Origin of the sequence: Streptomyces justiciae (assembly GCF_015163075.1) — a bacterium.
Lineage (GTDB): Bacteria > Actinomycetota > Actinomycetes > Streptomycetales > Streptomycetaceae > Streptomyces > Streptomyces justiciae.
The window spans coordinates 226,221-247,442 of the sequence record NZ_JADDXU010000001.1; the positions used below are offsets into that span (position 1 = coordinate 226,221).

General features: G+C 69.9%; 19 protein-coding genes and 2 tRNA genes. 10 read left to right on the plus strand and 11 right to left on the minus strand.

The genetic code is table 11. The annotated features are described in order from the left end of the window. The first annotated feature begins 72 nt into the window (after positions 1-72). The 3 genes from IQ210_RS01050 (at position 73) to IQ210_RS01060 (ending at position 2,195) form a co-directional block, all read left to right on the plus strand. Positions 73-852, plus strand: a complete 780-nt coding sequence (locus IQ210_RS01050; protein ID WP_194075724.1) for an HAD-IIA family hydrolase — start codon at positions 73-75, stop codon at positions 850-852. 104 nt (positions 853-956) lie between these two features. After that, positions 957-1,508, plus strand: coding sequence for a hypothetical protein (locus IQ210_RS01055; RefSeq protein ID WP_194075726.1), 552 nt, complete (start codon positions 957-959; stop codon positions 1,506-1,508). Between the two features lie 6 nt (positions 1,509-1,514). Continuing rightward, a complete protein-coding gene (locus IQ210_RS01060) occupies positions 1,515-2,195 on the plus strand; it encodes a class F sortase (RefSeq protein ID WP_194075728.1) in 681 nt (226 codons plus the stop codon). 264 nt (positions 2,196-2,459) lie between these two features. On the opposite strand, the gene IQ210_RS01065 is transcribed toward IQ210_RS01060, so the two are convergent. Next, the gene (locus IQ210_RS01065; RefSeq protein WP_194075730.1) at positions 2,460-3,266 is read right to left on the minus strand and encodes a GAF and ANTAR domain-containing protein; all 807 of its coding nucleotides are present in this window, start codon (positions 3,264-3,266) and stop codon (positions 2,460-2,462) included. 166 nt (positions 3,267-3,432) lie between these two features. On the opposite strand from IQ210_RS01065, the gene IQ210_RS01070 reads away from it, so the two are divergent. After that, positions 3,433-4,452 (plus strand): glycoside hydrolase family 6 protein, encoded by a 1,020-nt coding sequence (locus IQ210_RS01070; protein WP_194075733.1) that lies wholly within the window; start codon positions 3,433-3,435, stop codon positions 4,450-4,452. A gap of 60 nt (positions 4,453-4,512) precedes the next feature. Here IQ210_RS01070 and glxA read toward each other — a convergent pair whose 3' ends face one another. The 3 genes from glxA to IQ210_RS01085 all read right to left on the minus strand — a co-directional run bounded on the left by glxA (position 4,513) and on the right by IQ210_RS01085 (position 9,173). After that, complete coding sequence (glxA, locus tag IQ210_RS01075; protein ID WP_194075735.1) at positions 4,513-6,450, minus strand: radical copper oxidase GlxA; 1,938 nt, start codon at positions 6,448-6,450, stop codon at positions 4,513-4,515. Beyond that, positions 6,447-8,423 carry a glycosyltransferase family 2 protein gene (locus IQ210_RS01080; RefSeq protein ID WP_194075737.1) on the minus strand — a complete coding sequence of 659 codons (1,977 nt, stop codon included), beginning with the start codon at positions 8,421-8,423 and terminating at the stop codon, positions 6,447-6,449. Before IQ210_RS01080 ends, glxA begins: the two co-directional genes overlap by 4 nt. A 676-nt stretch (positions 8,424-9,099) precedes the next feature. Then, positions 9,100-9,173: transfer RNA gene (locus IQ210_RS01085), tRNA-Lys, on the minus strand. Between the two features lie 187 nt (positions 9,174-9,360). Here IQ210_RS01085 and IQ210_RS01090 point away from each other — a divergent pair. The 5 genes from IQ210_RS01090 to IQ210_RS01110 all read left to right on the plus strand — a co-directional run bounded on the left by IQ210_RS01090 (position 9,361) and on the right by IQ210_RS01110 (position 14,965). Continuing rightward, positions 9,361-10,668, plus strand: a complete 1,308-nt coding sequence (locus tag IQ210_RS01090) for a peptidoglycan-binding protein (RefSeq protein ID WP_194075739.1) — start codon at positions 9,361-9,363, stop codon at positions 10,666-10,668. Positions 10,669-10,755: 87 nt separating this feature from the next. Beyond that, positions 10,756-11,886, plus strand: coding sequence for an SPFH domain-containing protein (locus IQ210_RS01095; RefSeq protein WP_194075741.1), 1,131 nt, complete (start codon positions 10,756-10,758; stop codon positions 11,884-11,886). Positions 11,887-12,021: 135 nt separating this feature from the next. Beyond that, positions 12,022-12,627, plus strand: a complete 606-nt coding sequence (locus IQ210_RS01100; protein ID WP_194075743.1) for a lytic polysaccharide monooxygenase auxiliary activity family 9 protein — start codon at positions 12,022-12,024, stop codon at positions 12,625-12,627. Between the two features lie 111 nt (positions 12,628-12,738). Next, complete coding sequence (locus IQ210_RS01105; RefSeq protein WP_228046675.1) at positions 12,739-13,260, plus strand: DUF3592 domain-containing protein; 522 nt, start codon at positions 12,739-12,741, stop codon at positions 13,258-13,260. A gap of 43 nt (positions 13,261-13,303) precedes the next feature. Continuing rightward, the gene (locus IQ210_RS01110) at positions 13,304-14,965 is read left to right on the plus strand and encodes an AMP-binding protein (RefSeq protein WP_194075745.1); all 1,662 of its coding nucleotides are present in this window, start codon (positions 13,304-13,306) and stop codon (positions 14,963-14,965) included. A 103-nt stretch (positions 14,966-15,068) separates the two neighbouring features. Here the strand turns inward: IQ210_RS01110 and IQ210_RS01115 are convergent. The 6 genes from IQ210_RS01115 to ehuB form a co-directional block, all read right to left on the minus strand. Next, positions 15,069-15,142, minus strand: a tRNA-Lys gene (locus tag IQ210_RS01115). Positions 15,143-15,242: 100 nt separating this feature from the next. Continuing rightward, complete coding sequence (locus IQ210_RS01120) at positions 15,243-16,001, minus strand: IclR family transcriptional regulator (RefSeq protein WP_194075747.1); 759 nt, start codon at positions 15,999-16,001, stop codon at positions 15,243-15,245. Between the two features lie 219 nt (positions 16,002-16,220). Beyond that, a complete protein-coding gene (ehuA, locus tag IQ210_RS01125; protein WP_194077020.1) occupies positions 16,221-16,982 on the minus strand; it encodes an ectoine/hydroxyectoine ABC transporter ATP-binding protein EhuA in 762 nt (253 codons plus the stop codon). A gap of 19 nt (positions 16,983-17,001) precedes the next feature. Next, positions 17,002-17,652, minus strand: coding sequence for an ectoine/hydroxyectoine ABC transporter permease subunit EhuD (ehuD, locus tag IQ210_RS01130; RefSeq protein WP_194075749.1), 651 nt, complete (start codon positions 17,650-17,652; stop codon positions 17,002-17,004). Then, complete coding sequence (gene ehuC / locus IQ210_RS01135) at positions 17,649-18,371, minus strand: ectoine/hydroxyectoine ABC transporter permease subunit EhuC (RefSeq protein ID WP_194075751.1); 723 nt, start codon at positions 18,369-18,371, stop codon at positions 17,649-17,651. Before ehuC ends, ehuD begins: the two co-directional genes overlap by 4 nt. Next, positions 18,368-19,306: an ectoine/hydroxyectoine ABC transporter substrate-binding protein EhuB gene (gene ehuB, locus IQ210_RS01140; RefSeq protein WP_390897535.1), complete on the minus strand. Its 939-nt coding sequence runs from the start codon at positions 19,304-19,306 to the stop codon at positions 18,368-18,370. Before ehuB ends, ehuC begins: the two co-directional genes overlap by 4 nt. Positions 19,307-19,353: 47 nt before the next feature. Between ehuB and IQ210_RS01145 the strand changes: the two genes are divergently transcribed. Beyond that, on the plus strand, positions 19,354-19,848 hold the full coding sequence (locus IQ210_RS01145) for a DUF3830 family protein (protein WP_194075753.1): 495 nt from the start codon (positions 19,354-19,356) through the stop codon (positions 19,846-19,848). Here the strand turns inward: IQ210_RS01145 and IQ210_RS01150 are convergent. Further along, positions 19,829-21,214 (minus strand): amidase, encoded by a 1,386-nt coding sequence (locus tag IQ210_RS01150; RefSeq protein ID WP_194075755.1) that lies wholly within the window; start codon positions 21,212-21,214, stop codon positions 19,829-19,831. The genes IQ210_RS01145 and IQ210_RS01150 overlap by 20 nt on opposite strands. Positions 21,215-21,222: the final 8 nt, after the last annotated feature.

Genomic DNA, 21,222 nt, shown 5'->3' on the forward strand with positions numbered 1-21,222 from the left:
GAGGGGCGTCGGTACGCCGTGGTTCCGGCGCTCCCAGCCTGTCCCCGCACCATCGCCTGGAGTTCGAAGCACATGCCCGACCGCAAGGCCATCGATTCGTGGCTCACCGACATGGACGGCGTACTCATCCACGAGGGCGTGCCGATTCCCGGCGCCGACGCCTTCCTGAAGAAGCTGCGCGAGTCCGGCAAGCCCTTCCTGGTGCTCACCAACAACTCCATCTACACCCCGCGCGACCTGCACGCGCGCCTGCGCCGCATGGGCCTCGACGTGCCGATCGAGTCCATCTGGACCTCGGCCCTGGCCACCGCCCAGTTCCTGGACGACCAGCGGCCGGGCGGCTCGGCGTACGTCATCGGCGAGGCCGGTCTGACCACCGCGCTGCACGACATCGGGTACATCCTCACCGACCACGAGCCCGACTACGTCGTCCTCGGCGAGACCCGGACGTACTCCTTCGAGGCCATGACCAAGGCGGTCCGGCTCATCAACGCCGGCGCCCGCTTCATCTGCACCAACCCCGACGAGACCGGCCCCTCCACCGAGGGCCCGCTCCCCGCCACCGGTGCGGTCGCCGCCCTCATCACCAAGGCGACCGGCAAGCAGCCCTACTTCGCGGGCAAGCCCAACCCCCTGATGATGCGCACCGGTCTCAACGCGATCGGCGCGCACTCCGAGACCAGCGCGATGATCGGCGACCGTATGGACACCGACGTGCTGGCCGGCATGGAGGCCGGGATGCAGACGTTCCTCGTGCTGACCGGCCTGACCCGGCCGGAGCAGGTGGAGGACTTCCCGTACCGGCCGTCGAAGGTCGTGGACTCGATCGCGGACCTCGTCGACCGCGTCTGAAACGCCCGCACCACGAAATCCACCCCGTACGGAGCAACGACGGCCCCCTTGAGGATGCGGGGCCGCCGTCGCGGGGGGAGTCTCCAGGTATCTGGAGGTTCACGATGGGCTCACTACGCATCACTCTCTGTGCCGGACTGCTCGGCGTCGCCTTCCTCACCCCGGCGGCCCACGCGGCGGACGGAGGGGACGGAGGGGGCGTCGCGGTCACCCCGGCGTCCCCCGCCCCGGGGACCGACGTCGCCCTGCGGGTGAGCGGCTGCGCGAGCAGCAGAACCGGTACGGCGGTCTCCGCGGCGTTCGTCGCCGAGGTACGGCTCACCGGCGCCGACGGCACCCTCGTCGGCGAGACCCGGGTCCGCACCGAGCTCAAGGCCGGCAGCTACGACGTGAAGATCAGCTGCGGGGACCGGTCCCGCTCGGGCGCCCTCACCGTCGTAGAAGCACCCGCGCGGTCCTCGGAAGCCCCCGCGCAGCCGTCGCCGTACGCGTCCCCCGTCGCGCCCGTCCACGCGGGCGGCGGCGGTACCGCGCAGCATCTCGCCTCCGCCACCGGACCCGGCACCGCGCACGCCGTGACCGGCCTGGTGCTGGCCGGGGTCGCGGCGGCGGCGGTGGCGCTGCGCAGGTCCCGGCGGAGCCGCAGGAGCGACTGACGGGCCATGTCCGAGCACAGCGACCCCTCCGAGCACGGCACCCGCACCAGCGGTCGGCTGCTGACCGTTGTGGCCTGGGCGGTGCTGCTCCTCGGCCTGTGGCTGTGGGGACGCGAGGTCACCGACGTACGGAACGGGATATCCGCCCCCACCACCGGCGACGTGGCCGCGGTCGGCCGGCCGCCCGGCGTCGAGTTGCCGCCCGCCGTGAAGCCCCTCGGTGCCGCCCGGCCGCAGCGCCTCGACATCCCCGGCCTCGGCGTGCAGGCCCCCGTGGTCGCCCGCGGGCTCGACCAGGACGGGGCGATCGACCCGCCGCCGTACGACCAGGCCGGCGTCGTCGGCTGGTACGCGGCCGGCACCCGGCCCGGGGCGGCCGGGACCGCGCTGATGGTGGGACACGTGGACACCGAGACCCGGCCCGCCGTCTTCTACAAGCTCAGCAGCGTCAAACCCGGCGAGACGATCCGGGTGATCCGGGACGACGGCAAGGTCGCCGAGTTCACCGTCGACGACGTACAGGTCGTCACCCGCGACCACTTCGACGCCCAACAGGCCTACGGGACACGGCAGTCGGGGCGGGCCGAGCTCCGCCTGGTCACCTGCGGCGGCACCTTCGACCGGGCCAGCCGCAGCTACACGGCGAACGTGATCGTGTCGGCGTACCTCACAGGCACCGGTCTGTAGGGGGCGGGCACCTGGCCCGGTCGACGGCCCGCTCCCCCCGAAGCCGCCGACCGGGCTGGTCCTCAACCGCGTGCGCACGGGCTGCGGGAGTAACCCGGCGTCCGACGCGGGAGGCTGGATCAGCCATGGGTGGGTGGACCACAGGCCGGGGGCTGGGGCCTTCTGGGGAAGACTCTAGAACGGATGAGCGTCCGGGCCTAGAGGGTGATTGACGCCAAGTCAGAGGATGACGGCGCTCTGTCATCCGCGCAGGTCGTACGGGTTCTACGAAGGCCCGCCGGGTGGCCGGCCGCCCGCTTCGCGCAACGCCGCGTCGTCGACGGCCCGTTCGATGACCGCGCTCGCCACCTCACCCAGGGGCAGCCGGTGCCGCCGCGCGAACCGGCGCAGCGCCACGAACGCGTCGTCGGCGCGCACCCCCCACCGCTCCGCGAGCATGCCCTTGGCCTGCTCGATCCGCACCCGGCTGGAGAGCGCCTCCTGCAACTGCGCGGACAGGGTGCGGTACTGCGTGAACTCCCGGTGGTTCCGCAGCCCGACGGCGGCGGCGTCGGCGAGGGCCTGGGCCACCAGCACCTCGGCCTCGCAGTCGGGCGTCCCGCCGTCGGCCACCGGGCCGGGCGAGCCGGTCCGGTCCGGCAGCGTCGGCACGAACACGTTGAGCGCGCCGAGCAGCGTCCCGTGCCGGCGTAAGGGGACCGCGAAGGTCGCGACGATGTCGTGGCGCAGCGCCCGCTCGGTGAACTCGGGCCAGCGGGCGTCCGCGTGGGCGACCCGGATGGAGACGTGCGGCACCGGCTCGCCGGACTCGTAGCTGTCCAGACAGGGCCCGCCGGTGTGCTGCGCCTGCAACAGGTCCAGCGCCACCTCCTCGCGGCGGCTGCTCGCGGCGAACGACACCGCCCGCCCGGCGTCGACCAGCATGATCCCGGCGGCCCGCGCGGCCAGCAGCTCCACGCAGTGGTCCGAGACGCGGCGCAGATGGTCCCCGGCGTCGAAGCCGTCCGCGAGGGTGTCGGCCGCCTCCACGAGGGCCGCCGCCAGCCGGAGTTCCCGGGTGGTGTGGTGCATGACCGAGCACTTCCTTCCCCTGCCGGCCCGCCCCCCGTGTCAGCGCGCGCCTACCTCGACCATGGGCGCTGTAACAGCTCCCCGACAAGGCTCGGGCGATCTCGTGTGCCCCACGACACCTATGTCAGGATTGAGACTTGGACGAGTGCACCCGAGGGGGAGCTGCATGTACGGCATGAGGGGGGCCGGGGCGAGGACGTCCGCGATGGTGCTGGGGGCGGCGCTGATGATCGCGGGATGCTCCTCGTCCGGGGACAAGGACGATCCGGAGGACAGCTCCGGCGCCCGGATCACTCAACAGCCCAAGGGCACCGACCCGTTCTGGGTCAACCCGGACGGCAACGCGGCCGAGCAGGTCGCCGAGTACGAGAAGGCGGGCAAGAAGACCGAGGCCGAACAGATCCGCAAGATCGCCGAGCAGCCGACCGGCGAGTGGATCGGCCCGGAGAACCCCGAGCAGGAGGCCCGCGGCTTCACCGAGGCCGCCGAGAAGGCGGACCGCACGGCCCTGCTGGTCCTCTACAACATCCCGCACCGCGACTGCGGCCAGTACTCGCAGGGCGGCGCCGCCGACGGCAACGCCTACCGCTCCTGGATCGACGGCGTGGCCGCCGGCATCGGCGACCGCCCGGCGACGGTCATCCTGGAGCCGGACGCGGTCCTGCACCTGGTCGACGGCTGCACCCAGGACGAGTTCCACGAGGAGCGCTACGACCTGCTGGGCGGCGCCATCGACAAGCTCAAGTCCCTGAAGAACACCAAGGTCTACCTGGACGCGGGCAACGCGGGCTGGGGCCACCCGGACCAGATCTTCGAGCCGCTGAAGTGGGCGGGCGTGGAGCGCGCCGACGGCTTCTCGGTCAACGTCTCCAACTTCTACTCGACGACCGACTCCATCGCGTACGGCAAGCAGCTGTCCGAGAAGGTCGGCGGCAAGCACTTCGTCATCGACACCAGCCGCAACGGCAACGGCCCGTACACCGAGGGCAAGGCCGACGAACGCTGGTGCAACCCGCCCGGCCGCGCCCTCGGCGAGACCCCGACGACGAAGACGGCGGACCCGCTCGTCGACGCGTATGTGTGGGTCAAGCGGCCGGGGGAGTCGGACGGCGAGTGCAAGGGCGGCCCGAAGGCGGGCGAGTGGTGGGCGGAGTACGCGCTGGGCCTTGCCAAGGCGAGCAAGTAGCCCCTACGACGACGAGGGCGCCCACCGATTCACCGGCGGGCGCCCTCAACCACGTACGGACTAGGGAACCTTGACCCACTGCGCCTTGCTCGGCGTCCCCTGATCGTCATCGACGAACAGCATGTACCACCCCGACTGCACCAGGTTCTTGTTCTTCGGCACCGTCACCGTGATCTTGTCGCCGCTCACCTTGTAGTCCAGCGCGATCGACCGCTGGTCCACGTCCGTGACGTGCGTGGACGCGCTCGGCCGGATCAGCCGGACCTTCTTGATCGTCGAGGCGTGCTGGGAGGTGAACGTCCCCGAGTCGCCGCGCTCGATGGTCTGCGGACCGCCCGAGAGGGAGGGCCGCGAGTCCCGGTAGAGGTACGGCGGCGTGTAGATCTCGATGCGCTGCTCGAACTTGCCCGGCTTGGTGTTGGCCTTGTCGCTGTAGAGCGAGTCCGAGCCGAAGAACATCACCCGGCCGTCGGGCAGCAGCAGCGACCCGGAGTGGTAGTTCCGGCCCACCAGCGGGTCCGCCACCTCCTCGAACGTGTTGGTGTCCGGGTGGTAGAGCCGGGCCTGGAGGATGTTGGAGTCGCCGCGCCCCCGGTAGTCCTCCGAGCCGCCCGACACCAGCACGGTGTCGTCGGGCAGGATCGAGGAGCTCGGGTAGCGGGTGCCCTTCTCCAGCGTCGGACCGTCCACGAACTTCGGGTTGTCGGCCTTCAGGTCGATGATCCGGGTCTTGTTGCTGGACTGGGCGGACTCGCCGACCCCGCCACCGCCGACCACCATGAACTTCTCGTCCTGCGCGGGCGGCAGCAGCACCGTGCCGGAGGTCTCCATCAGCGTGGGGTCGCTGAGCCCGGACAGCTTGGTGAACTTGTTGGAGTCGACGTCCCAGATGCCCGGGTCACGGCCGACGTTGTCCGGTCCGTAGCCCGCGTTCGACCCCGAGTAGAAGACCTTGCCGTTCTGCATGAGGAACAGCGCGGGGTACGTCGGGAACTGCCGGACCTTGTCGAGGTAGGTCCACTTCTTGGTCTTCGGGTCGAAGACCTCGTTCTTGCCCGGCACCAGCTGGCCGATGTCGTCGAGGCCGGAGACGCTGAGGATCTTGCCGTCGCTCAGGGTGGTGAGCGTCGGGTACCAGCGGGCCTCGTTCATCGGGTCGACCTTGATGTACCGCTCGGCCACCGGGTCGAACTCGTAGGCGTCCCGGATGCCCTGGAAGTCCTTCTTGTCCAGGGCGAGCTTCTGGGCTATGCCGTAGGTGTTGCGCGCGTCGGTGCCGGACAGCCCCTGGATGCGGTAGTTGTCCTGGGTGCCGGTCGCGTACTTCTCGCCGGACTTCTGCGCCTCCACGTACACCCGGTAGATACCGGGGGTGTTGCCGAGGAACTTGCCGGTCGCCTTGTCGAAGTTCTTCTTCGCGCGCGGCACGATGATCGAGTCCTTGGACACGAACGTCATGCCGTTCTCCTTGCCGGTGAACTTCGTTCCGGCGGGCAGGGTGATCGGCTTGTCCGGGTTCTCGTTGTGGACGATCATCAGGCCGCCGGCCTTGGTGACGTCACCCTTCAGCTTCTCGTACCGCTTGGTGCCGCCCGCGATCAGCAGATTGCCGTTGGCGAGCTGGGTGTGGCCGGTGCAGAACAGGTCGCTGGGGGTGGGCACCTTCTTGATGGTGCCCTTGACCGGGTCCCAGATCCGGGTGTCGAACTTCTTGGCGTCGAAGTTGTCCTGGTTGTTGCCGGAGCCCGCGACGAGCAGCACCTTGCCGGTGCGCAGCAGCGCCGCGTGGATGGTGTTCTGCCGGTACTCCTCGGGGAACTCGACGACTTCCCACTTGCCGTTCTCGGCTTTGTACTCCGGCTTGTTGATCTGGTACTGGTGGTATTTCTCGGTGCCGAAGCGGTACAGCCACGGCCCGTTCATCCCGGCCAGTGCGAGTACCACCACCGTGCCGATCGCGAGGCGACGGGCACGGCGGCGTCCAGCCTGGTCGTTCATTCCTTACGTCCCCCAAGTCCACCCAGGGCGATTTGCATGGTCTGGTCGTTGCCTCCGCTGTCCTGCTGAGAGGCGGCCCAGGTCGGTTTCTGTGCCGGGGCGTGCGGAGTCGTGGGCAGCGGCTGCGGCTGGTACTGCGCTTGCGCCGGCACAGCCGCCGGGTCCTGCGGCTGCGCCGCGGGCCGCTTCTTCTCCTGGCGCAGCATGTGCCGCCAGACGAAGATCGGGGTCGCGGTGATCAGCATGGCGAAGATGGCCCAGGTGATCATCGCGGGGTGCGAGTGGCCGTAGACGAAGCCGGCTCCGATCGAGGCGCCGAAGATCGCGATGAAGTACCAGTGGTAGCGGAAGGTCGCGAACCAGCGGTCGGGGCTGGCCGAGTCGCCCTTGGGGGTGACGACGAACTTGCTCTTGCGGCGCAGCGCGGAGTCGATCAGGGCCTTGGCGTACAGCGGCGCGGAGAGCGCGGACATCACCATGCCGGCCACACCGCCGGAGCCCTCCGGTTCGTGCGGCGAGACGTTGTGGCGGCGGTTCCAGACGTAGAGGCCGATCTGGAGCGCGGAGGCGTTGCCGTAGAGCATCAGCCACACGGTCGGGTCGATGTTCACACCCGAGGCGCCCAGGCCCAGGAAGAGCGCGCAACTGACGGCCGCGAGGATCCAGTTGAGGGCGGACATCGGGTAGAAGATGATCATCATCGTGTAGTTGAAGAGCTTGCCCGGAGGCAGTGAGAACCAGCCCTTCCAGTACTGCTTGAGGATCGTCTCGTACGTCCCTCGCGACCAGCGCATCTGCTGGGTGAAGAAGTCCGTCCAGGCGCTGGGGCCCTCGCCGACCGCGAGCACGTCCGGGGTGTACACGGACCGCCACTTGCGGCCCGTCGCCGGGTTCTTGTGGCGGTGGATCTCGAAACCGGTCGCCATGTCCTCGGTGATCGAGTCGTACAGGCCGCCGATCTGCTTGAGTGCCTTGATCCGTACGGCGTTTGACGTACCCACGAACATCGGGGCGCCGTAGTAGTTTCCGGCCCGCTGGATGAGCGCGTGGAAGAGGAACTGCTGGGACTCGGCGGCCTTGGTGACGAAGTTGTCGTAGTTGCCGTAAACCTGCGGGCCGATGACGAAGCCGATGTCCGGGTCGCGGAAGAAGCCGAGCATCCGCTCCAGGTAGTTGGGCAGCGGCACGTGGTCGGTGTCGACGGAGGCGAAGTAGTCGTAGTCGTCGCCGTGCGCGTCCAGCCAGGCGTTGTAGTTGCCGTGCTTGGTCTTGGCGCGGTGCGGGCCCTTGGCCTGGTTCCACTGCGCGACGCCCTTGCGGGAGAAGTGGTGCACGCCGAGCCGGGCGCAGACCTCCTTGACCTCGGGGTCGTCGCCCTCGTCGAGGAGCCAGACGTGCAGAAGGCCCCGGTGGCGCAGCTTGACCGCCGCCTCCAGGGTCTTCGTCACCATCTCCAGCGGCTCCTTGCCGGGCACGAAGGAGGTCAGGAAGGCGACTCTGGTGCCGGTCTCGGGCACCACCGGGATGGGGTCGCGGGCGACCAGGGTGGCGTGCGCGTTCGACAGCACGTTCATGCAGCGGAAGAACTCGATCAGGCCGATCGAGACGAGCATGACGATGTCGAGGGCCGGCAGGAAGTCGAAGGCGGGGTAGTCGCGTTCGGTCCAGTGCTCGGGCTGGAGCAGCCAGAACAGCAGGACGAGGGAGAGCACCGGCGCGGCGGCCAGCATCAGGGCGACCCGTATGCGGTGCGGCTCCTGGGAGATCAGTGAGCGGTACTGCACCTTGTACGGCTTCGTCGGATCCGGCTGGGTGAGGGGACCGGCCAGCCGGCTGTAGTGCTCGTAGTCGTACTTCGGCAGCGTCTTCTTGATCCGACGGAACGTGCCCGTCCGGGTTTGTGAAGCCACCCTGAGCTGGGTGGTCTGAGACGGGTCGAAGTTCTGCCGGGCGCCCGTCGGCGTCGACGTCATGAGTCATCCCCCCACACGCGAGTCATCGCGTGCTTTGTCGGTTCCTTACGCCTGCTCGAGTCCCCCTCGACCTTCACAGACGTATCAGTGGTGGGCCGCAGTCACCACATTCTCCACACCAATAGACATGGAACTGCGACCTTCCGGTTGCATGATGCCCCCCTCGGCATCTCCTTATGAAACGGGGCCCCTCACCCCGTCAGCGTCGGCAACCGGCTCCGTGCCCCCCAACTGCCGCGAATCCGCAGCATCTTGAAAACCAGGTTTCTACGGTGTCAGGCATGATCGCAAGATGCGAAACGCGGTGTTTACCGGTCATACGCGTTCATTGTGGCCCGTGTGGGGAGCTTGTGGAGCCGTTGTGGACAGCGGCGCGCGAAGGTTGCCGAACCGAGTCCTGGCTGCTCCTCGCCCCGCCGTCCCATACGGACCGAGCCCCCACCCGGTTCAACCGGACCCACCCGCCGAGCCACGACACGAGAGGCGGCTACGCCACCAAAAGCGAAAGCCCCCCGCTTCCACGGAGGGCCTTCGTCGTCTGTGCGCCGCCAGGGACTCGAACCCCGGACCCGCTGATGCTGCATCCCCCGCAGGACAACCCCCGGACCCCCGGCCGCCCCTGCTGCCCCGGCAAGACGAAAAGCCCCCCGCGTGTGCGAGAGGCCTTCGTCGTCTGTGCGCCGCCAGGGACTCGAACCCCGGACCCGCTGATTAAGAGTCAGCTGCTCTAACCAACTGAGCTAGCGGCGCCTGCTGACCCGGAGAACTCTACCGGACGTCGGAGGGTGCTCTCGACCATCGGCGGGTGCTCCCACCTGGGGCGGAGCGGGCCGCGTACATCATTCGGACCGTCAACATGCGCGTCCGGAAGACAGTTGAGAAACTGACGAATGTGCACAGTCGCGGACATTTCCATCTGGAGTGTGAGGGGAATCGCATGGAGACTCCGGGATTCGACGAACCGACGTTCGAGGAATTCGATCCCGCGAGCGACTGCGACTGCCCCGGATGTGTTCACTGGAGGCGCGTACTGCCCCATTCCCGCACCGGCCGCCACCCGGCCGCCCACCGAGCCGTCGTCCTCGCCGCGACGGCCACCGCGGCGATCGCCGTGACCCAGGCCGCCCCCGCCTTCGCCGCCCCCCACGCCCCCGACCACCCCCACCGCCCCAACGTTCCCGCAGGTGACGAGCCCGACACCCCCCAGGGCGGCAAGGCCCCGCTGCACGGTCCGGGCGGCAAACCCGCCGGTGTCAAGGCCCCCGCCACCACCCGCGCGGCGATCATCAAGCGGGCCAAGACCTGGGTCGCCGCGCAGGTGCCGTACAGCATGACCGAGTACTGGTCCGACGGTTACCGGCAGGACTGCTCCGGCTTCGTCTCCATGGCCTGGAGCCTGCCCGGCAACGAATGGACCGGCAGCCTCGACCAGTACGGCGTCCGGATCGCCAAGGACGACCTCCAGCCCGGCGACATCCTGCTGTTCCACAACCCGGCCGACCCTGAGAAGGGCTCGCACGTCGTCATCTTCGGTGGCTGGACCGACTACACGCACACCTACTACATCGCCTACGAGGAGACCCGCCCCCGCGCCCGCAAGCAGGCCACCCCGTACGCGTACTGGAGCAACTCGGCCCGCTACACCGCCTACCGCTACAAGGGCCTGGTGGCCGGCGCGGCGGGCGGCGACAAACCGGCCGAGCCGCTCGACGTGCCGTTCCCCGGCGCCGCGTACTTCGGTCCCGGCGCCAACAACAAGTACGTCACCCAGCTGGGCCGCATGCTCGTCGAGCGCGGTGCCGCCCGCTTCTACTCCTCGGGCCCCGGACCGCGCTGGACGGACACCGACCGGCGGGCCACCCAGGCCTTCCAGCAGGCGCAGGGCTGGACCGGCCGGGACGCCGACGGGCTGCCGGGACCGCAGACCTGGACGCTGCTGGTGACGGGCAAGGGCAACGACATCCGCACCGGCGCGGCGGGCCCGCCGGCACCCTCCTCGCACGGGGTGCCCGGCTATCCGGGGCGGGCGTCCTTCCGGCCCGGCGCGAACAACAAGTACGTCACCCTGCTCGGCAAGCAGCTGGTGAAGAAGGGGTTCGGCAAGTACTACACGACGGGTCCCGGCCCCCGCTGGGGCGAGGCGGACCGACGGGCCGTGGAGGCCTTTCAGCGCGCCCAGGGCTGGCGGGGCGGCGCGGCGGACGGCTACCCGGGCCCGGAGACCTGGCGGCGACTGTTCAAGTAACCCGCACTCCCGCTGACCCGCATTCCCGCATTCCCGCAACACCCATCCACTGTCATGACGCATCTGGCGCGGAGGCTGGAGGCACGCATGAGCACCACCACACCATCCACGGAAGAACCCGAGGGGCCGACGACCGAGACCACCCCGGTCTCCCGGCCCGCCCGGCTCATCCAGAACGAGGCGACCACCGAGATCCCCGTTCATCTGCTGTTCCGCGACGACCTCGAAACCGGGGCCGTTCCCCTCAGCCCCGCGGTCGTCGGACGCCGCCAGGGCACCGGCGAGCAGCCCCGCTTCCGGCGCCCGGGCCGGCCCGCGCCGCGCCCCGCCCCCCAGGTCGACCCCGAGCTGGCCGAGCGCCCGGCGCGGGTGCTGCCCGGCTCGGCGGGCGTGCTCGCCGGTGCCTGCGGGGTGGCCGGCTGTGTGGCCACCTCCTGGTGGGCGGGCGCGCTGCCGACACTCGCCGTGGAGGCGCTGCGGCTGCCCGAGTACGCGGGCGCCGGCCTCGGTCCGGCGCAGTGGGCGGCGTACGCGGGCGCGGGTGCCCTCGGTCTCTTCGGGTTCGGCGGGCTGGCCCGCGGGCGGACCGGTCGGGCCTGGGTGCTCGGGCTGTTCGGCCGCTACCGCGGCACGGTCCGGCGCACCGGCCTGATGTGGGTCAACCCGCTGCTGCTGCGCCGCCGGGTCGACGTACGGCTGCGGCACTGGCGCAGCGAGCCGATGCCGGCCGCGGACGGCAACGGGGTCGCGCTGCGGGTGGTCGTGCTCGTGGTGTGGCGGGTGCGGGACACCGCGCGGGCCACGCTGGGCGTCGAGGACCACGAGAGCTATCTGCGCGAGTGCGTGGAGGCGGCGCTGGCGCGGGTTCCGGTGGAGCTGCCGGGTTCGCCGAAGGCGTCCGTCGACGCGGCGACCGACGCGCTGACCCGGCTGGTCGTGACGGACGCGGCGCCGGTGGGGCTCGAGGTGTTCTCCGTCCAGCCGGTGCGGGTGGAGTACGCCCCCGAGGTCGCCGCCGCGATGCACCGCCGCCGGATCGCCGCGCTGGACGCCCAGCACCGGGCGAGCGTGCTGACGTCGGTCGTGGACTCGGTGGAGGACACGGTGACCCGGCTGACCATGCGCGGTCTGGTGGAGCTGGACGACTACGAACGCAAGGCGCTGGTCAAGGACTTGACGGTGGCGTTCTGCGCGGGGCGTGGGGAGCAGGGGGCGTGACGGGCGCCTGAGCCGACCCGTCGAACAGGTCCGCCGATTGGTATGGACATGTTCAAGGGTCAGCAATAATCTGGGACTTGGTCTAGACCTGCACGCCTCACTGAACTTCCCCCACGTTCTCCAGGGAGCGGCAGCATGCGCAAAAAGACCAAGTGGTACGCCGCCGTGCTGGGCCTCAGCACGGCCGGAGCCCTCGTGCTCTCCTCCGGCGGCGCCAGCGGCCACGGCTACACCGACCTCCCCGTCAGCAGGCAGAAGCTCTGCCAGAACGGCACCGTGACGAACTGCGGCGACATCCAGTGGGAGCCGCAGAGCGTCGAGGGCCCCAAGGGCTTCCCCGGCTCCGGACCGGCCGACGGGCAGATATGCAACGGCGGCGTGAGCCGCTTCAGCCAGCTCAGCTCGCCCACCAAGCCGTCGGGCGGCGCCTGGCCGACGACGAAGGTGACGGGCGGTCAGAGCTACACGTTCCGCTGGCAGTTCACCGCCATGCACGCCACCACCGACTTCAAGTACTACGTCACCAAGCCGGGCTGGAACCAGAACCACAACCTGGCCCGCTCCGACCTCAACCTCACCCCGTTCCTGACCGTCCCCTACAACGGTCAGCGCCCGCCGTCCACCCTCTCCCACAGCGGCACCCTGCCGTCCGGGCTGAGCGGCCGCCACGTGATCCTCGCGGTGTGGACGATCGCCGACACCGGCAACGCGTTCTACGCCTGCTCGGACGTCACGTTCTGATTCTCTGAGCCTTGCTTGAGCTGGGCCGGCTCTCCCCCGGGGTAGGTTCCCTCCACGCCGTCATGACCATGTCGGCGCTGAGGAGCAGCACCTGACCTCGGGGGAAGCACCATGGAGCTCTTCTTCTACCTCGTCCCCAGCCTCATCCTGGCGCTGGTCCTGTTCATGGCGTACCGCCTGCTGCGCCGCGCGATGCAGATCCGCCGGGCCTGGAACAGCGGGCTGACGGCCGAGGCGCGCTGTCTGCGGGTGTACACGACGACCCACGGCGGCAGCGGCGACACGTCGGTGAGCACGACGCTGCACCACGTCTACGAGTTCACCGCCCGCGACGGCCGTACCGTCCGCTTCGAGGAGGAGGACGGCCCGGGCACGGTCCTGGAGGGCGACTTCGTCACCGTGTACTACGCCGAGGGCGCCACCGTCGTCGCCACGGCCAAGGCGCCGCGCCGGACCGCGCTCGCCGCGTCCATGATCGGTGTGCTGGCGTTCCTCGGGGTGGTCGCGGGCTTCTGCATCGCCTTCATGATCACGTTCAACCAGATGTCGGACGAGTTCGGCTTCGGCTTCGGCGACGACGTGGACGACACGACCAACACGGTCGTCGTGGACGGCGTGACGATGACCCCGTGACGCCTCTCCTCATCTGACGGTCCATCAACTACCGTGCGCGGCCATGGAGTCCAAGGCGTGCACGGTCGCGGAGCTCGTCGCGGGGCGGTGGGGTGATCACCGGCCCGGCCTGTGGTTCGAGGAGCGGACGCTCACCCATCACGACGTGGCGGCGGGCGCGGCGGCCCGGGCGGCGCTGCTGGCCGACCTGCTCCCGCCCGGCGGCGCGAACATCGGCGTGCTCCTCGACAACACCCCTGAATACCCCCTGTGGTTGAGCGCGGCGGCCCTCGCCCGTACGGCCGTCGCCGGCATCAATCCGACCCGCCGGGGCCCCGAACTGGCCCGGGACATCCTGCACACCGAGTGCCGCGTCCTGATCGCGGACCGGACGTACGACCCGCTCCTCGCGGACCTCGAACTCCCCGGCGTGCGGAAGCTGTTGACCGACTCCGAGGAGTACGAGGCCCTGCTGGCGCCGTACGCGGGCGCCCGCCCTGACCCCTCCCGGGCCACCCCGCGCGACCGCCTGCTCCTCTACTTCACCTCCGGTTCGACGGGCGCCCCGAAGGCGGCGATCTGCTCCCAGGGCAGGCTGGCTGCGGCGGGACGCTCGCTCGCCGACCAGTTCGGTGTCGGCGCCGACGACGTGCACTACGTCTGCATGCCGATGTTCCACGGCAACGCGGTGATCGCCGACTGGGCGCCCGCGCTCGCCGCCGGAGCGGGGGTCGCGTTGCGGCGGCGGTTCTCGGCGTCGGGCTTCCTTGGGGACGTACGGCGGTACGGGGCGACGTACTTCACGTACGTGGGCCGGGCCGTCCAGTACGTCCTGGCGACCGAGGAACGCGCGGACGACCGGAACAACCCGCTCCGGATGGGCTTCGGCACGGAGGCGGGGGCGGTGGACGCGGCGGCCTTCGAGCGGCGGTTCGGGGTGCGGCTGGTGGAGGGGTACGGGTCCTCGGAGGGCGGGGCGGCGGTGCAGTGGTCGCCGGGGACGCCGGCCGGGGCGGTGGGGCGGGCGGGGCCGGGTCTCGTCGTCCTCGACCCGGAGACGCGGGCCGAGTGCCCGGCGGCGGTGTTCGACGCGGCGGGGCGGCTGCTGAACGGGGACGAGGCGATAGGGGAGCTGGTCAACCGGGCCCCGAACCCCTTCGAGGGCTACTGGCGCAACCCGGAGGCGGAGCAGGAGCGGCGCCGGGACGGCTGGTACTGGACGGGCGACCTGTTCTGCCGCGACGCCGACGGCTTCCTGTACTTCGCGGGCCGAGCGGACGACCGCATCCGCGTCGACGGGGAGAACCTGGCCGCCGCGATGATCGAGAACATCCTCGCCCGGTACGAGGGGGCCGGCGCCGTCGCCGTGTACGCGGTCCCGGACCCGGTGACCGGGGACCAGGTGATGGCGGCGCTGGCGGGAAGCTTCGAGGCGTCAGGCTTCACGGCCTTCCTGTCCGCCCAGCCCGACCTGGGCACGAAGATGGCCCCCCGTTTCGTACGGGTCGTGGACCGGATGCCGGTAACAGCCACGAACAAGATCCACCGAGCCCAGCTGAGACGGGAGGGCGTCCACTGTCCGGACCCGGTCTGGTGGCGCCCCCCGGGCGAGCCGACGTACCGCCCCCTGACCCAGGCAGACCTGCACAACATCGAAGGGCCCCTCGCTCCCACGAGAGGCCCTTCAGGAGTGCGCCGCCAGGGACTCGAACCCCGGACCCGCTGATGCTGCATCCCCCGGGGGGTAACCCCCGGACCCCCAGCAGAACCTCGCACGACCCTGCACAACATCGAAGGGCCCCTCGCTCCCACGAGAGGCCCTTCTGAGGTGCGCCGCCAGGGACTCGAACCCCGGACCCGCTGATTAAGAGTCAGCTGCTCTAACCAACTGAGCTAGCGGCGCATGACCCTCGCCGACCTCGGGTTTTGGTTCCCGTGGCTGGCGACAGAGAAAATACTACCTGGTCCTGAGGGGTGCTTCTGACCACCGGTGGGTAGGGGGATCAGATGGCCAGGCTGAGCAGGACCGGGGCCGCGTTGCGGTTCAGGGCGTCCGCCGCCTGGCGGAGCCGGTGGGCGTGCTCGACCGGGAGTGAGAGAGCCAGGCAGCCCACCGACGAGCCGGCGGTGATGGGGACCGCCGCGCACACCGTGCCCACCGCGTACTCCTGGAGGTCGAGGTGGGGGACGGTCGGCGGCTGGGACTCCAGACGGGACAGCAGGAGCTTGTCGCTGGTGATGGTCCGGGAGGTGAGGCGGGCCATCTTGTGCCGGGAGAGATGGTCGCGCCGGCTGTTGTGGTCCAGCTGGCCCAGCAGACTCTTGCCGATCGCCGTCGCGTGCGCCGAGTAGCGGAAGTCCACCCACTCGTTCACCACCGGCATCGACGGCCCGTCGGCGTACTGGGCGATCCGCACCTCGCCGTCGACATACCGGCTCAGGTACACGGCCGCACCGACCGAGTCGCGCAGCCGGTCCAGCGTCCGCTGGAGCGTCTCGCGCAGCGCCTGCTCACGGTCATGGGCGGAGCCGAGGCGGGTCAGGGCGTCGCCCGTGACATACGCGCCGTCGGCGACCTGCTCGACGTACCCCTCGCGGCGCAGCATGCGAAGGAGGGTGGTCAGCCGCTCCGGTTCGATGCTGGTGTGCCGGGCGAGCTGGGCGTCGGTGATTCCGGTGGTGTGCCGCGCCACCGTCTCCAGAACGCGGAGGGCGTCCTGGGCCGAGTGGTACGGCGCGGTCGGCTCGTGCTTCAGCGCCACGGTGGTTCCCCCTGCGCTCGCTAAGTCGCTCTACAGTTGGGCCGTAATCCGGACAGCGATCCCTACCACGATAACGGGCAAGAGGCTTGAAGTGAGGGCCTGTTGACGAGATTCCATCCCTCTCAGCAGGGGCGCTGACCCGCTGGCATATGCCAACGTCATGACCCAGCGCCCCTACCTCGTGCATCGACGTCTTCACAAGGTGTAGTTGACCTTTGGTCAGAGCACCGCGCTCAGGAATTCCCGCGTACGGTCCTGCTCCGGCTCGCTGAAGATCTTCTCCGGCGCCCCGGCCTCGATGATCCGGCCCGAGTCGAACATCAGGACCTGGTCCGAGATGTCCCGGGCGAAATTCATCTCGTGGGTCACGCACAGCATCGTGATGTCGGTGCTGCGGGCGATGTCCCGCAGCACGTCGAGGACGCCCGCGACCAGCTCCGGGTCCAGCGCCGAGGTCACCTCGTCGAGCAGCAGCACCTGCGGCCGCATCGCCAGCGCCCGCGCGATCGCGACCCGCTGCTGCTGGCCACCGGACAGCTGCGCCGGGTAGGCGTCGCACTTGTCGGCCAGCCCCACCAGGTCGAGGAGCTCGCGGGCGCGCTCCTCCGCCTCGTCCTTGGACAGGCCGAGGACGGTGACCGGGGCCTCGGTGATGTTTCTCAGCACCGGCATGTTCGGGAACAGGTTGAACTGCTGGAACACCATGCCGATCTTCTTGCGGACCTCGCGGACCTCCTTGTCGGAGGCCGGGAAGAGGTGCTGTCCGTCGACGGTGATGGTGCCCTCGTCCGGCTTGGTCAGGGTCATCAGGAGCCGCAGGATCGTGGTCTTGCCCGATCCGGACGGCCCGATGAGGGTGACGTGCTTGCCGGCCTCGACGGAGAAGTCGAGGTGGTCGAGGACGGTGTTGTCGCCGAACCGCTTGGTGACCTGGTCGAGCCGGATCAGCTCGCCGTTGCTCCGCTTGTCGGCGGGGTTCATGTCAGGGGACTGCTGGATGTCAGTGGACAAGACGTCGCTCCAGGGCTCGCATGAGGAGGGAGGCCAGATAGGAGATGAGGATGAAGGCCACGCCGATCACGGTCAGGGGCTCGGTGAACTGGAAGTGCTCCTGGGAGAAGAGCCGCGCCTGCCCGAGCATGTCGAGGACGGTGATCGCCATCAGCAGCGGCGTGTCCTTGAGCATCGCGATCACGTAGTTGCCGAGCGCGGGCACGACCCGGCGGATCGCCTGCGGCAGGATCACCACCCGCCAGGTCCGGGTCACCGGCAGGTTCAGCGCCGTCGCGGCCTCCCACTGGCCGACGGGCACCGCCTCGATGCCGGCCCGGTAGACCTGCATGGTGTACGTCGAGTAGTGCAGGCCGATCGCGAAGACGCCGGTCGTCAGCGCGGAGAACGTGAAGCCCCACTCGGGCAGCACGTAGAAGAGGAAGAACAGCTGCACCAGCAGCGGCGTGTTCCGCACGAACTCGGTGACCGCGCCCACCGGCCAGGTCACCCACCGGGTCGGCGCCCGCATCAGCAGCGCCCACACCAGTCCGAGCACGAAGGAGATCACCGAGCCGAGGGCCAGCGCCTGCAGGGTGACCAGCAGACCGTCCCAGAACTGCGGCATGAAGTCGCCGACCGCTCCCCAGTCCCACTTCACGCGACACCACCTCCGACGCCCGTGGTCTCAGCCCGCTTCAGCTCCTGCTGCGGGGAGATCCCGCGGGTCGGAGCCTTGCCGACGCCCGCCTTCAGCTTCTTCTCCAGACCGCGCATGATCCGGGTGAGGGCGAAGGCGATCACGAAGTAGATGACCAGCAGATACGTGTAGATCTCCGCGCTCTCCTGCAACGCGAGCCGCACCAGGTTGCCGCTGAACGCCAGGTCACCCATGCCCATGATCGACACCAGGGCGGTGCCCTTGAGCAGCTCGATCAGCAGGTTGGAGAACGGCGGGATCATCTCCGGCACCGCCTGCGGCAGCAGGATCAGCTTCATCCGCTGCCAGGGCGTGAAGCTGAGCGCGATCCCGCCCTCCTTCTGCGCCGGGTCGACCGCGTTGAGGGCCCCGCGCACGATCTCCGAGCCGTAGGCGCCGTACGTCAGCCCGAGCGCCAGCGTGCCCGCCCACAGCGGGACCAGCTGCCAGCCGAACGCGGGCGGCAGCACGAAGAAGACCCAGAAGATCATGACGAGGGCCGAGGTCCCGCGGAACACCTCGGTGTAGAAGCCGGCGAGGAAGCGCACGATCCACAGCCGGTGGGTGCGCGCGATGCCGACCACGAAGGAGACGGCACCCGCCAACAGCGCGCTCAGGAAGAGCAGTTGGATGGTGACCCAGACGCCCTTGAGGACAAGCTCCCAGAGTCCTGAAGTCATCCGCCACAGAGCTCCTTCGCCGTGAGGTCCGTCATCTCGGCCTCGGTGAACCCGAAGGGCCGCAGGATGCGGAACAGTTCCCCGCTCTTCTTGAGCTTGCGCAGCTCGACGTTGAAGGCGTCCCGCAGCCGGGTCTCGGTGGGCCGGAAGGCGAACGCGCCGCCGTCCACATGCGGTTTGCCGTCCACGAGCGGCGCGAAGGCCTTGGTGGCCTCGGCCTTGGAGGACTTCTTCACCACCTCACGGGTGGTGAGCGCCGTACCGGCGAACACGTCGGCCCGGCCCGCCTCCACGGCGTTCAGCCCGGCGACCTGGTCCGGCACGATCAGGATGTCGCTCTCCTTGTACCCCGCGTCCACGGCGTACTGGATCTCCGCGTACCCGGTCCCGGTGGCGAACTTGGCCTTCTTCTCGACGACGTCCTGGTAGTCGTGCAGCCCCTTGGGGTTGCCCTTGCGGACGATGAAGGAGTCGAGCATCTGGTAGTCCGGGTCGGCGAAGATGACCTGCTCGCAGCGCTCGGGGTTCACGTACATCCCGGCGGCGACGACGTCGAACTGCTGGGAGTTCAGCCCGGGTATGAGCGAGCCGAACTCGGTCGGCACCGGCTGGACCCGGTCCACGCCCAGCCGTTTGAAGATCGCCTTGGCCAGCTCGGGCGCCTCGCCGGTCAGTTCGCCGTTCTTGTCGATGTAGCCGAACGGGATCTCACCGGCGATACCGAGCCGTACCACGCCGGCCGCCTTCATCCGGTCCAGCAGATCACCGCCGTCCGTCGTCGAGGCCGTGGCCACCCGCGAGCAGCCGGCGGCCCCCAGCGCACCGAGCGCCGCCACCCCCGCGAGCAGCGATCGGCGCGTGGTTCCCGGTGTGTCGTCTCTGGCGTACGCGGTCCTGTCGTACGTGTTCCTGTCGTACCGAAGTGGTGGAGCCATGGCGGCGCGGCTACCCGAGAGCATGCGATGTATGCACCATGGAGTGCATGGCTGACCGTTACATAGAAGTCTCGCTGGTCAAGCGGGGTGTCACCGGTACGGCAAAGCTGCTGGACGACCGCGCGCCCGTCACCTGCGCGGCCGTGTGGGACGCCCTTCCGCTGGCCGGTGACGTCTACCACGCCAAATACGCCCGCAACGAGATCTACGCCCTCTTCCCGCCCTTCGCGGCGACTGAGCCACCCATGGAGAACCCGACCGTCACGCCCATCCCGGGCGACCTCTGCTACTTCTCCTTCGCCGGGACCGAGCTGGGCACCAAGTCCTACGGCTACGACCGCGAGGTCCGCGCCGGGACCACGGTCGTCGACCTGGCCCTGTTCTACGAACGGAACAACCTGCTGCTCAACGGCGATGTGGGCTGGGTGCCCGGCATCGTGTGGGGGCAGGTGGTGGACGGGCTGGAGGCGCTGGCCGAGGCGTGCAACGACCTGTGGCGGTCGGGTGCGCTGGGGGAGACCCTCAGTTTCCGGCGGGCCTGAATCCGTCCAGGGCGTGCGCCGCCCGCAGCACCAGATCGTCCCGGTGCCGGGCGGCCACGAGCTGGAGTCCCACCGGCAGCCCGTCGGCGTCCACCCCCACCGGGACGGACGCGGCCGGCTGCTGGGTCATGTTGAACGGGTAGGTGAACGGCGTCCACCCCGTCCACCGCCGGTACCCCGAGCCCTTCGGCACCTCGGCGCCCGCCTCGAACGCCGTGACCGGCAGGGTGGGCGTCACCAGCAGGTCGTACGACTCGTGGAAGCGGCCCATCCGGCGGCCGAGGTCCATGCGGACGTCGACGGCGGCGAGATAGTCCAGCGCGCTGTAACGCGCGCCCAGCCCGCAGATCTCCCGCAGCCCGGGATCGAGCAACTCCCGCTGGTGCGGCCCGAGATGCTGGGTCACCCGGGCCGCCCCGCTGAACCACAGGGTGTGGAAGGCGTCCACCGGGTCGGCGAAGTCGGGGTCGGCCTCCTCGACGTAGGCACCGAGCCGCGCCAACTGCTCGACACCCCGCCGGACCGCCGCCGCGACGCCCGGCTGCACCCGGACCTGCCCGCCGAAGGAGGGGGAGTAGGCGACCCGCAGACCACGGACGCCCTCCTGGAGAACGTCCTGATACGACACGGCACTTGGCCCGTGCGCCGACCAGTCCCGGGCGTCCGGCGCCCCGATGACGTCCAGCATCAGCGCCGCGTCCGCCGCGTCCCGGGTCATCGGCCCGACATGGGCGAGGGTGCCGAACGCGCTCGCCGGGTACAGCGGCACCCTCCCGTACGTCGGCTTCAGCGCGAAGATCCCGCAGAACGCGGCCGGGATACGGACGCTGCCGCCCCCGTCCGTGCCGAGGGCCAGGGGGCCCGCGCCGAGGGCCACGGCCGCCGCGGCGCCGCCGCTGGAGCCGCCCGCGGTACGGGTGGGGTCGTGCGGGTTGCGGGTGACGCCGGACAGCGGCGAGTCCGTGACGCCCTTCCAGCCGAACTCCGGGGTGGTGGTCTTGCCGATGAACACGGCACCCTGCTCGCGCAGCCGGGCCACGGACGGCGCGTCCTCGTCCCAACTGCCCTTCTCCGACAGCACCTTGGAGCCCTTGAGGGTCGGCGACCCGCGCATCAGCAGGATGTCCTTCACCGTGACCGGGATCCCGTCCACCAGCCCGGCGGGCTCACCGCGCCGCCAGCGGTCCGCCGACTCCCGCGCCTGCGCGAGCGCCTCCTCGCCGGTCAGCCGCACGAACGCGTTGACCTCCGGCTGGATCGCCTCGGCCCGCTCCAGCGCCGCCCGGGTCACCTCCACGGGGCTGAACTCGCCCTTGCGGTAGCCCTCGACGAGTCGTACGGCGCCGAGTTCGGTGAGGTCCCTCATGCACACCC

What these genes read in the sequence shown, in the direction of transcription:
- IQ210_RS01050 (WP_194075724.1), top strand. Translation starts at nt 73, where the DNA reads ATGCCCGACCGCAAGGCCATCGATTCGTGGCTCACCGACATGGACGGC.
- IQ210_RS01055 (WP_194075726.1), top strand. Translation starts at nt 957, where the DNA reads ATGGGCTCACTACGCATCACTCTCTGTGCCGGACTGCTCGGCGTCGCC.
- IQ210_RS01060 (WP_194075728.1), top strand. Translation starts at nt 1,515, where the DNA reads ATGTCCGAGCACAGCGACCCCTCCGAGCACGGCACCCGCACCAGCGGT.
- IQ210_RS01065 (WP_194075730.1), bottom strand. Translation starts at nt 3,266, where the DNA reads ATGCACCACACCACCCGGGAACTCCGGCTGGCGGCGGCCCTCGTGGAG.
- IQ210_RS01070 (WP_194075733.1), top strand. Translation starts at nt 3,433, where the DNA reads ATGTACGGCATGAGGGGGGCCGGGGCGAGGACGTCCGCGATGGTGCTG.
- glxA (WP_194075735.1), bottom strand. Translation starts at nt 6,450, where the DNA reads ATGAACGACCAGGCTGGACGCCGCCGTGCCCGTCGCCTCGCGATCGGC.
- IQ210_RS01080 (WP_194075737.1), bottom strand. Translation starts at nt 8,423, where the DNA reads ATGACGTCGACGCCGACGGGCGCCCGGCAGAACTTCGACCCGTCTCAG.
- IQ210_RS01090 (WP_194075739.1), top strand. Translation starts at nt 9,361, where the DNA reads ATGGAGACTCCGGGATTCGACGAACCGACGTTCGAGGAATTCGATCCC.
- IQ210_RS01095 (WP_194075741.1), top strand. Translation starts at nt 10,756, where the DNA reads ATGAGCACCACCACACCATCCACGGAAGAACCCGAGGGGCCGACGACC.
- IQ210_RS01100 (WP_194075743.1), top strand. Translation starts at nt 12,022, where the DNA reads ATGCGCAAAAAGACCAAGTGGTACGCCGCCGTGCTGGGCCTCAGCACG.
- IQ210_RS01105 (WP_228046675.1), top strand. Translation starts at nt 12,739, where the DNA reads ATGGAGCTCTTCTTCTACCTCGTCCCCAGCCTCATCCTGGCGCTGGTC.
- IQ210_RS01110 (WP_194075745.1), top strand. Translation starts at nt 13,304, where the DNA reads ATGGAGTCCAAGGCGTGCACGGTCGCGGAGCTCGTCGCGGGGCGGTGG.
- ehuA (WP_194077020.1), bottom strand. Translation starts at nt 16,982, where the DNA reads ATGAACCCCGCCGACAAGCGGAGCAACGGCGAGCTGATCCGGCTCGAC.
- ehuC (WP_194075751.1), bottom strand. Translation starts at nt 18,371, where the DNA reads ATGACTTCAGGACTCTGGGAGCTTGTCCTCAAGGGCGTCTGGGTCACC.
- ehuB (WP_390897535.1), bottom strand. Translation starts at nt 19,306, where the DNA reads ATGGCTCCACCACTTCGGTACGACAGGAACACGTACGACAGGACCGCG.
- IQ210_RS01145 (WP_194075753.1), top strand. Translation starts at nt 19,354, where the DNA reads ATGGCTGACCGTTACATAGAAGTCTCGCTGGTCAAGCGGGGTGTCACC.
- IQ210_RS01150 (WP_194075755.1), bottom strand. Translation starts at nt 21,214, where the DNA reads ATGAGGGACCTCACCGAACTCGGCGCCGTACGACTCGTCGAGGGCTAC.